Source organism: Rhodococcus aetherivorans, assembly GCF_011058165.1.
Classification (GTDB): Bacteria; Actinomycetota; Actinomycetes; order Mycobacteriales; family Mycobacteriaceae; genus Rhodococcus; species Rhodococcus aetherivorans.
The window spans coordinates 1-8,288 of sequence record NZ_JAALEG010000146.1 but is presented as its reverse complement, the minus strand read 5'-3'; the positions used below and the strand labels follow the sequence as shown (position 1 = coordinate 8,288).

Below are 8,288 nucleotides of genomic sequence, written 5' to 3'. Positions count from 1 at the left end.
GACCGGAAGCCACCGGGGATGGAAGCCGCAGGGACCACGGAGAAACGGGAGGGGCCCCGAACCGTTTCCGGTTCGGGGCCCCTCCCGTGGTTTCGGACTCGAGCGACCGTCAGTGCGCCTTGCCGTCGCCGTCCGTGGTGCCGTGGACGCGCGTCTGGTACTCGCTCAGGATGGCGCGCTGCTCGACCTCGGCCTCGTGGTGCGCGGCCTCGAGTGCCGTCGCCTCCTCGGCCGGGTCCGCGCTCCACCAGCTGCCCGCGCCGGGCTTGCCGGCGGTGCCGAGCTTGTTCATGCGCTTCGGCACCGGAGCACCCTGGTACTCGAGCGGAATCGGGTGACCGTGGTCGTCCACCGGGCCGAGCGGCTGGTGGATCTCGATGTACTCGCCGTGCGGCAGGCGACGGACGATGCCCGTCTCGATGCCGTGCTCGAGCACCTGGCGGTCGCTGCGCTGCAGGCCCAGGCAGAACCGGTAGGTCAGGTAGTAGGCGAGCGGCGGGCCGAGCAGGATGCCGATGCGGCCGATCCACGTCATCGCGTTCAGCGAGATGTCGAACTTGTAGGCGATGATGTCGTTGATGCACATGATGGTCGCGATGGCGTAGAACGTCAGAGCCATCGCGCCGATCGCGGTCCGGACCGGCACGTCCCGCGGACGCTGCAGCAGGTTGTGGTGCGCATCGTCCTTGGTGAACTTCTTCTCGATCCACGGGTAGGCGATGAGGACCGTGAAGACCAGGCCCATGATCACTGCGATCCAGAACACCGCGGGGATCGTGTAGCGGCCGAACAGGTAGATCTCCCACGCCGGCCAGATACGGGCCAGGCCGTCCGTCCACATCATGTAGATGTCGGGCTGCGAGCCGGCGGACACCTGCGACGGGTTGTACGGGCCGATGTTCCAGACCGGGTTGATCTGCAGCAGACCGCTCATCAGCGCCAGCACGGCGAAGGTGATGGCGAAGAACGCACCGGACTTGACCGCGAACACCGGCAGGATCCGGACACCGACGACGTTCTGCTCGGTACGGCCGGGGCCGGGGAACTGGGTGTGCTTCTGGTACCAGACCAGGGCCAGGTGGGCTGCGATCAGGGCGAGGATGATGCCCGGAATCAGCAGCACGTGCGCGACGTACAGGCGCGGGATGATGAGCATGCCGGGGAAGTCGCCGCCGAAGATCAGCCAGTGCATCCAGGTGCCGATCACCGGGATGCTGATGGTGATGCCGGACAGCGCGGCCCGCAGGCCGGTGCCGGAAAGCAGGTCGTCGGGCAGCGAGTAGCCGAAGAAGCCCTCGAACATCGCCAGGATCAGCAGCAGCGAGCCGATCACCCAGTTCGCTTCACGCGGACGGCGGAACGCACCGGTGAAGAACACGCGCAGCAGGTGCACGATGATCGACGCGGCGAACATCAGCGCAGCCCAGTGGTGGATCTGCCGGACGAACAGACCGCCGCGCACCTCGAAGGAGATGTCCAGGGTCGTCTCGTACGCACGCGACATCGTGACGCCGCGCAGCGGGGTGTAGGCGCCGTCGTAGGTGACGTGCGCGAGGGACGGATCGAAGAACAACGTCAGGTACACACCCGAGATCAGCAGGATCACGAAGCTGTACAGGGCGATCTCACCCAGGAGGAAGGACCAGTGGGTGGGGAACACCTTGTTGATCTGACGCCGCAGCCCGGCCGCCGGGTGATAGCGCGAGTCGATGTTCTCCGCCGCGTGGGCGGCGCGGGATGGTGTTGCAGTACTCACGGGCGACGCTCCCAAAATGCCGGACCGAGAGCCTCGATGAAGTCACCGTTGGCGACGAGGAAGCCCTCTTCGTTCACTGTAATAGGCAACTGCGGCAGTGCGCGAGCAGCAGGACCGAACAGGGGCTTGCCGTACTCCAGGGCATTGAACTGCGACTGGTGGCAGGGGCACAGGATGCGGTTGGTCTGCTGTTCGTACAACGACGTCGGGCAGCCCAGGTGGGTGCAGATCTTCGAGTAGGCGAAGTAGTCGCCGTAGTTGAAGCTCTCCTGACCCTTGCGCTTGATCGCCCTCGCCGTGTCCTCGGTCCGGAGGCGGATCAGCATGACGGCGTTGCGGATGCCGCGCAGGCCCTCGAGGAGGGCGTGCTCGTCACCGCGGTCCGACTCGCGGAAGGGGAACACGGTCTCCATGCCGCCGGCATCGAGGTCCTCCGGGCGGACCAGGACGATGTCGTTCGGGCGTCCGGTGTCGCGACGCAGGTAGATCGTCTCGCCCGGGTACCGGGGCGTCCAGCCCGAGACCCACAGCGGCGACTCGTCGCCCTCGGCCCAGGGGTTCTTGATCAGGCCGCCGAGCGGCATGATCAGGCCGAGGCCGAGCGCGCCGCCACCGAACAGTGCCGTGCGCTTGATCAGCTTGCGACGCGGCAGCGTGGAGGTGTCCAGCGAGTCGGAGAGCTCGGCGACGATCGTCCGCCGATCGACCTCCGAAGAGACTCCGTCGTGCCGATCCTGGATCGACACCTCTTCCGGGATGAACTTCTTGGTGAACTGCACCGCGCCGACGCCGACGCCGAGGATGGCCAGACCCAGGGTCAGGCCCAGCAGCGGCGTGTACAGGTTGTACAGCGTGTAGTTGTCCTCACCGGGGCCCTGGTACTCCCACGGCCAGAAGATGAAGACCGCGATGAACGCGAGAGCCGACACACCCGCCAGCCCGAACCAGAAGGCGACGTTCCGTTCCGCGCGCTTCTCGGCGCGCGTGCCCGCGACGGGCCAGCGGTCCTTGCGGAACGCCACGTCCACGCCGTCGAGGTTGGTGCCGAGCGCGACGAGATCGTCGCGGCTCATCTGATCGAGGTTCTCGATCGTGTGCTTGTTCGGCGTTTCGCCGCCACTCATGACCTTGCTCCGATCCACAGTGCCGCACCGACGACGGCGACGATCCCGACCACCCACATCGTCGGGCCCTCGGAGGCGGGGCCGAAACCGCCCAGGCCGTATCCGCCGGGGCTGTTCGTCTCGCCGGAGGCCTTGACGTAGGCGATGATGTCCTCCTTCTCCTCCAGCGTGAGCTGACGATCGGAGAACTTGGGCATGTTCTGCGGGCCGGTCAGCATCGCCGTGTAGATCTGCTGCTCGTTCGCCGGATCCAGCGCCGGCGCGAACTTGCCGGACGACAGCGCGCCGCCGCGGCCGGTGAAGTTGTGGCATGAGGCGCAGTTCTGGCGGAACAGCTCGCTGCCGCGGGCAACGTCGTTGCCGCGCAGCGAGGACTGGGCGATCTCGCCGTTCTCGTCACGGATGAGCGTCGGGCCGCCGCCGTTGGCCTGGATGTACGCGCCGAGGGCGTCCGTCTGGGCCGCGTCGAACTTCGGCGTCTTGCGCACGGCCTGGGCCTCGTTGCGCATCATCGGCATGCGGCCGGTGGAGACCTGGAAGTACACGGCCGCCTCGCCGACACCGATCAGGCTGGGGCCGCGGTCCTGCACACCCTGCAGGTTGGCGCCGTGGCACGTGACGCAGGAGGTCTCGTAGAGCTGCTTGCCTTCGCGGATCAGGGCCGACTGGTCCTCGTTCGCCGTCGCCACCTGCGGCGCGGGAGTCAGCGCGGAGGCGAGGAAGCCGGCGCTGAGCAGGCCGAGGGCGAGCACCAGCGCACCGGTGACGCGGCGGCGCAGCTTGCGCTGACGGCGGGACTTGGCGGACGCGGCCGCGGACTGACCGGGCATGTCACCCTCGGAAGCGAGAGGTGGGGATGAACTCATCTGTATCCCTTTGGTATGTCGGGACGGACTGGACGTCAGGGGGCTGCCTGGGCGTTCAGCTGGCTAACGGATGAAATAAATCGTGGCAAACAGCGCGATCCACACGATGTCGACGAAGTGCCAGTAGTAGGAGACGACGATCGCCGCGGTGGCCTGCGCCGGCGTGAACTTGCTGACCCTCGTGCGCACGAGGAGGAACACGAAGGCGACGAGGCCGCCGATGACGTGCAGGCCGTGGAAGCCGGTCGTGATGTAGAAGACCGAACCCCACACCATGCTCGAGATCGTCACGCCCTCGCCGACCAGCTGGGTGTACTCGAAGCCCTGGCCGAGCACGAAGAACGTGCCCATGGCGAGGGTGATGATGTACCACCGCCGGAGGCCGAACACGTCGCCACGTTCGGCTGCGAACACACCCATCTGGCAGGTGAAGGAGGAGGCGATCAGCACGAGGGTGACCGGCACCGCCAACGCCAGATTGAGGTGGACAGGCTCCGGCGGCCAGTTGCCGTCGGCCTGCGCCCGCGCCACGAAGTACATGGCGAAGAGCCCTGCGAAAAACATGAGCTCACTGGACAACCACACGATGGTGCCGACGCTGACCAGATTGGGCCGGTTCAGCGAGTGCACGCGCTGGGTGATTGCAGTTCCTGAAGTCCCTACTGCGCTCGTCACGTTCGCAAGTATGACTGCTCGTAGTAACTCGTGGGCAATCGGGGCCGAAATCGGCGCGTCTTCGCTGGTGGGCGCCGTGCGATCGCGTTTTCCGGGGGCGGTCGTGCACCGCCCGTGGCGCGTGGGATCGTGGTGCGATGAGCAGTGGCGGAGGGGTGTGGGGCCGGGTCCGGCGAGCGTTCTCGCGCAGGGGTCCGGAGCCCCTGGATCCGGCACGGCCGGACCTGGTGGTGGTGGTCTCGTCCTTCGACGACGTCGAGGCCTGTTCGACCGCCCTCGAGCGGGGCGCGGCGACCGAACCGGCCTGGTCGCCGGAGTCGGAGGCCGTCCTGCGGCACCATCTCGAGCTGCCGGCCGATTCCGTGGAGCGGGCGATCGCCCTGGCCGCGCAGGACGGGTACGCCCCGGCGCAGCCGGCGAACCCGGCCGGGCCCGGCCTCCAGGCCGTCCTGCTGCAGCGGGTGCAGGTGCTCGATGCGCTGCACTGTTCGCAGGAGCGGTCGCGGATGGCCGGTCTGGCGCAACGGCTCGGCGGTACCGCGCTCGGGTGGGACGCCCTGCAGCCGGAGATCGGCCCTGGCTAAGCTCTTCCGGCATGCGCCGCCGACGACGGCGGCGCACCGAGGAGCGAGATGCGGCGAGGGCAGGTGCGATGAACGCTGGACGACAGGCGGATGCGGTGGCCCGGAGCTGGCCGGCGGTCCTCGGTGGGCTCACCGCCGGACGCGACCTCGCGCGTGCGGAGGCCCAGTGGGCGATGGACGAGATCATGTCCGACAACGCCACGGCCGCGCAGATCGCCGCGTTCGGCGTCGCGCTGAAGATGAAGGGGGAGACGCCCGAGGAGCTGCTCGGCCTCGCCGACTCGATGCTGGGCCACGCCCGGCTGGTGCCGGTGGACGACGACGTCGTCGACATCGTGGGCACCGGCGGGGACCGGGCGAACACGGTCAACATCTCGACCATGGCGTCGCTGGTGGTGGCCGCGTGCGGCATCCGCGTCGTCAAGCACGGCAACCGGGCGGCATCGTCGAAGAGCGGCGGCGCGGACGTGCTCGAGGCGCTCGGCGTGCACATCAGCCTCGGTCCCGAGGCCGTCGCGGAGTCGGTCGCCGAGGCCGGCATCGGGTTCTGCTTCGCCCCCGTCTACCACCCGGCGCTCCGGTTCGCGGCCGCACCGCGTAAGGAGATCGGTATCCCGACGGTGTTCAACGTGCTCGGGCCGCTGACCAACCCGGCCCGGCCCCGCGCCGGCCTGATCGGATGTGCCTTCCCGGAGCTGATCGGCACGGTCGCCGGTGTCCTCGCCGAGCGGGGCAACTCGGCGCTCGTCGTGCGGGGCGACGACGGACTGGACGAACTGACCACCTCCACGACGTCGACGGTGTACGTCGTCCGGGACGGCAGCGTGAGCACCGTGAGCCTGGATCCCGCCGACCTCGGCGTCGCCCGGGTGCCGCTGGACGCGCTGCGCGGCGGCGACGCCGCCGAGAACGCCGTGATCGCGCGGGCGGTGCTCGCCGGGGAGCACGGGCCGGTACGCGACGCGGTCCTGCTGAACGCCGCCGGGGCGATCGCCGCCTTCCGGGGGTTCGAGGGATCGCTCGCCAGTGCCCTGGCGGCGGGGATGCAGACGGCAGCCGAGGCGCTGGACTCGGGCGCGGCGGCGGCGGTGCTCGCCCGCTGGGTCGAGGTGACCAACCGGCTCGCCGCCGCGGGCTGAGCGCGACGACGGGCCGGGCGTCCGTCCTATTCGCCGATCGAGAACCCGGCCTCGACGTCGGCGCTCGAGTACGACTGGAAGGCGATGTGCGTCGCCGTCCTGGTCACGCCGTCGAGTTTGTTGATCCCGCGGGTGACCACCTCGGCGATCTCCTCGTGGTCGCGCACCCGCAGCAGCGCGATCAGGTCGATGTCGCCGGCGCACGAGTACACCTTGTCGACGCCGGCCAGGTCCGCGACCGCCTGGGCGGTCTCCGGGATGCGGTGGGCGTCGGCGTGGATCAGGACGATGGCGTGGATCATTGCTCTCCTCGGCTTCCGGGGACGGACCTGCGGGCGAGCCCTCAGCGTAGGGGGTGCGCGATCGTGACCGGCTCGGCCCCGGCGCGTGCCGTTCGGGCGAGCTCACCCCACTGCGCCCACGCCCCGGCGCCGCGGAGCGGCTCGGACCAGCCCTGGGTGGTCCGGACGATGCGGACTCCGTCGTCGTGGAGCCAGCGGGCCAGCAGTCCCAGTTCCTCGACGAGCGCACCCCGCAGCGGCGCGGTCGTCGGGCGCACGGTCTCGGCCGCGGCGGCGATCGCGTCGACGACGGGCATCGGCGGGACGCCGCGTGGAGCGACTCCCGCTGCCGCGAGCCGGCCGGCCCGGATCACCGCGAACTCCCAGCCCCCTTCGGCGCGTCGCCGGGCGGCGATCAGCTCGTCCACCGCCGCGAGGGCGGCCAGGCGCTGCGTCCGGCGCAGCGCGAACACGGCGTCGGCCGCCCGGTCCCGCAGCCGGGCCGCGCTCTCGAACAGTTCGGCGGCGCCGAGGTGGTCGATGCGCTCGCGCATCCGATGCAGCGGCGCGTCGTCCTCCCCGCGCAGCAGCGCCCGGGCGAGGTCCACCTGCCGCGCGTACTCGACGGGGGTCTGCAGCCCGGCCGCGGCGGCGGCGCAGGCCCCCACGGCCTCCGGAGGGCAGTGCTCGCCGTGCCGTTTCGTGCGGGGGATGCGCCGGGTGCAGGTCCGCAGCAGGCAGAACTCGGCGACGGTGGTGGCGACGGCGACGGCGTCGGCCCGCGACGAGAACGGGCCGACGGCGTCGGTCGGGCCGCCGCACGTCGGGGCCGGGGGCGCCGTGGTCGGTGTGCGGACGACGGACAGCCGGGGGAACGCCTCGTCCGTGAGGGTGATCCACCAGCCCCGGGTGGGGAACTTGGAGCGACGGTTGTAGGGCGGGGCGTGCGCGGCGAGCAGCCGCAGCTCCCGCACCCCGGCCTCGAGGGCATGGGCGCACTCGACGTGATCGATCCGGGTGGTGAGTGCCACCATCTCCTTCAGGCGGGGCCGGGTCTCGGATCCGGTGAAGTAGTTGCGCACGCGGCGGCGCAGGTCGACCGCGGTCCCGATGTACAGCACCTCGTCCGAGGGCCCGCGGAACAGGTACACGCCGGGCCGCCGCGGCAGGTGCGCCGCGAGGGACCGTTTGGCGCGTTGCTCGGCGGTGACGGCCGGCAGATAGTCCCGCAGTTCGGTGAGGCTGTGTACCCCTTGGTTGCCGACGCGGTCGATGAGCGCGTGCAGGACGTCGACGGTTGCCCGGGCGTCGTCGAGGGCGCGGTGCGTGGGCGTGGTGGACACCCGGAACAGCTCGGCGAGCGCGGACAGCCGCACGGACGGTGCCTCGTCCCGGCCGAGGACGCGGCGCGCGAGCTTGACCGTGCACAGTACCTGCAAGCGGGGCCACGCGACCTCGGACCGGGACGCCGCGGCCCGCAGGAATCCCACGTCGAAGCCCGCGTTGTGCGCGACGAGCACGGATCCGGCGGCGAACTCGAGGAACGAGGGCAGGACCTGCTCGATCCGGGGCGCGGCACGGACCATGGCGGTCGTGATGCCGGTGAGCTGCACGATGTTCGGGGGGATCGACCGGCCCGGGTCGACGAGCGTGGCGAACTCGCCGAGCACCTCGCCGCCGCGGATCTTGACCGCCCCGATCTCCGTGATCGCGTCGTCCGTGGAGCTGCCGCCGGTGGTCTCGAGATCGACGACGACGAAGGTGGTCTCCCGCAGCGGCGTGTCCAATTCGTCGAAACCGAGCTGCACCCCGACGGCGGGCTCGGTTCGGTGGGGCACGGTCACGACGCCAGGGTAGGGGGCG

Annotated in this window: 8 protein-coding genes; 2 read left to right on the top strand and 6 right to left on the bottom strand. The window is 70.2% G+C overall.

From position 1 onward, the window contains the following. Positions 1-109: 109 nt before the first annotated feature. The 4 genes from qcrB to ctaE form a co-directional block, all read right to left on the bottom strand. Complete coding sequence (qcrB, locus tag G6039_RS29170; RefSeq protein ID WP_029544233.1) at positions 110-1,756, bottom strand: cytochrome bc1 complex cytochrome b subunit; 1,647 nt, start codon at positions 1,754-1,756, stop codon at positions 110-112. After that, complete coding sequence (gene qcrA, locus G6039_RS29165; protein WP_029544230.1) at positions 1,753-2,880, bottom strand: cytochrome bc1 complex Rieske iron-sulfur subunit; 1,128 nt, start codon at positions 2,878-2,880, stop codon at positions 1,753-1,755. The genes qcrB and qcrA overlap by 4 nt, the downstream gene beginning before the upstream one ends. Further along, positions 2,877-3,746 (bottom strand): cytochrome bc1 complex diheme cytochrome c subunit, encoded by an 870-nt coding sequence (qcrC, locus tag G6039_RS29160; protein WP_006932071.1) that lies wholly within the window; start codon positions 3,744-3,746, stop codon positions 2,877-2,879. Before qcrC ends, qcrA begins: the two co-directional genes overlap by 4 nt. A gap of 63 nt (positions 3,747-3,809) precedes the next feature. Next, on the bottom strand, positions 3,810-4,421 hold the full coding sequence (ctaE, locus tag G6039_RS29155; RefSeq protein WP_006932077.1) for an aa3-type cytochrome oxidase subunit III: 612 nt from the start codon (positions 4,419-4,421) through the stop codon (positions 3,810-3,812). Positions 4,422-4,558: 137 nt separating this feature from the next. Here ctaE and G6039_RS29150 point away from each other — a divergent pair, with 137 nt between their 5' ends. Together G6039_RS29150 and trpD are read left to right on the top strand one after the other, a co-directional pair. After that, the gene (locus tag G6039_RS29150) at positions 4,559-5,005 is read left to right on the top strand and encodes a hypothetical protein (protein WP_029544227.1); all 447 of its coding nucleotides are present in this window, start codon (positions 4,559-4,561) and stop codon (positions 5,003-5,005) included. Between the two features lie 68 nt (positions 5,006-5,073). Next, the gene (trpD, locus tag G6039_RS29145) at positions 5,074-6,144 is read left to right on the top strand and encodes an anthranilate phosphoribosyltransferase (protein WP_174824777.1); all 1,071 of its coding nucleotides are present in this window, start codon (positions 5,074-5,076) and stop codon (positions 6,142-6,144) included. 26 nt (positions 6,145-6,170) lie between these two features. Here trpD and G6039_RS29140 read toward each other — a convergent pair whose 3' ends face one another. After that, a complete protein-coding gene (locus G6039_RS29140; protein WP_006932084.1) occupies positions 6,171-6,446 on the bottom strand; it encodes an Lrp/AsnC family transcriptional regulator in 276 nt (91 codons plus the stop codon). A gap of 41 nt (positions 6,447-6,487) precedes the next feature. Further along, entirely contained in the window at positions 6,488-8,269 is a 1,782-nt protein-coding gene (locus G6039_RS29135; RefSeq protein ID WP_029544223.1) for a DEDD exonuclease domain-containing protein, read from the bottom strand. Between the last annotated feature and the right edge of the window lie 19 nt (positions 8,270-8,288).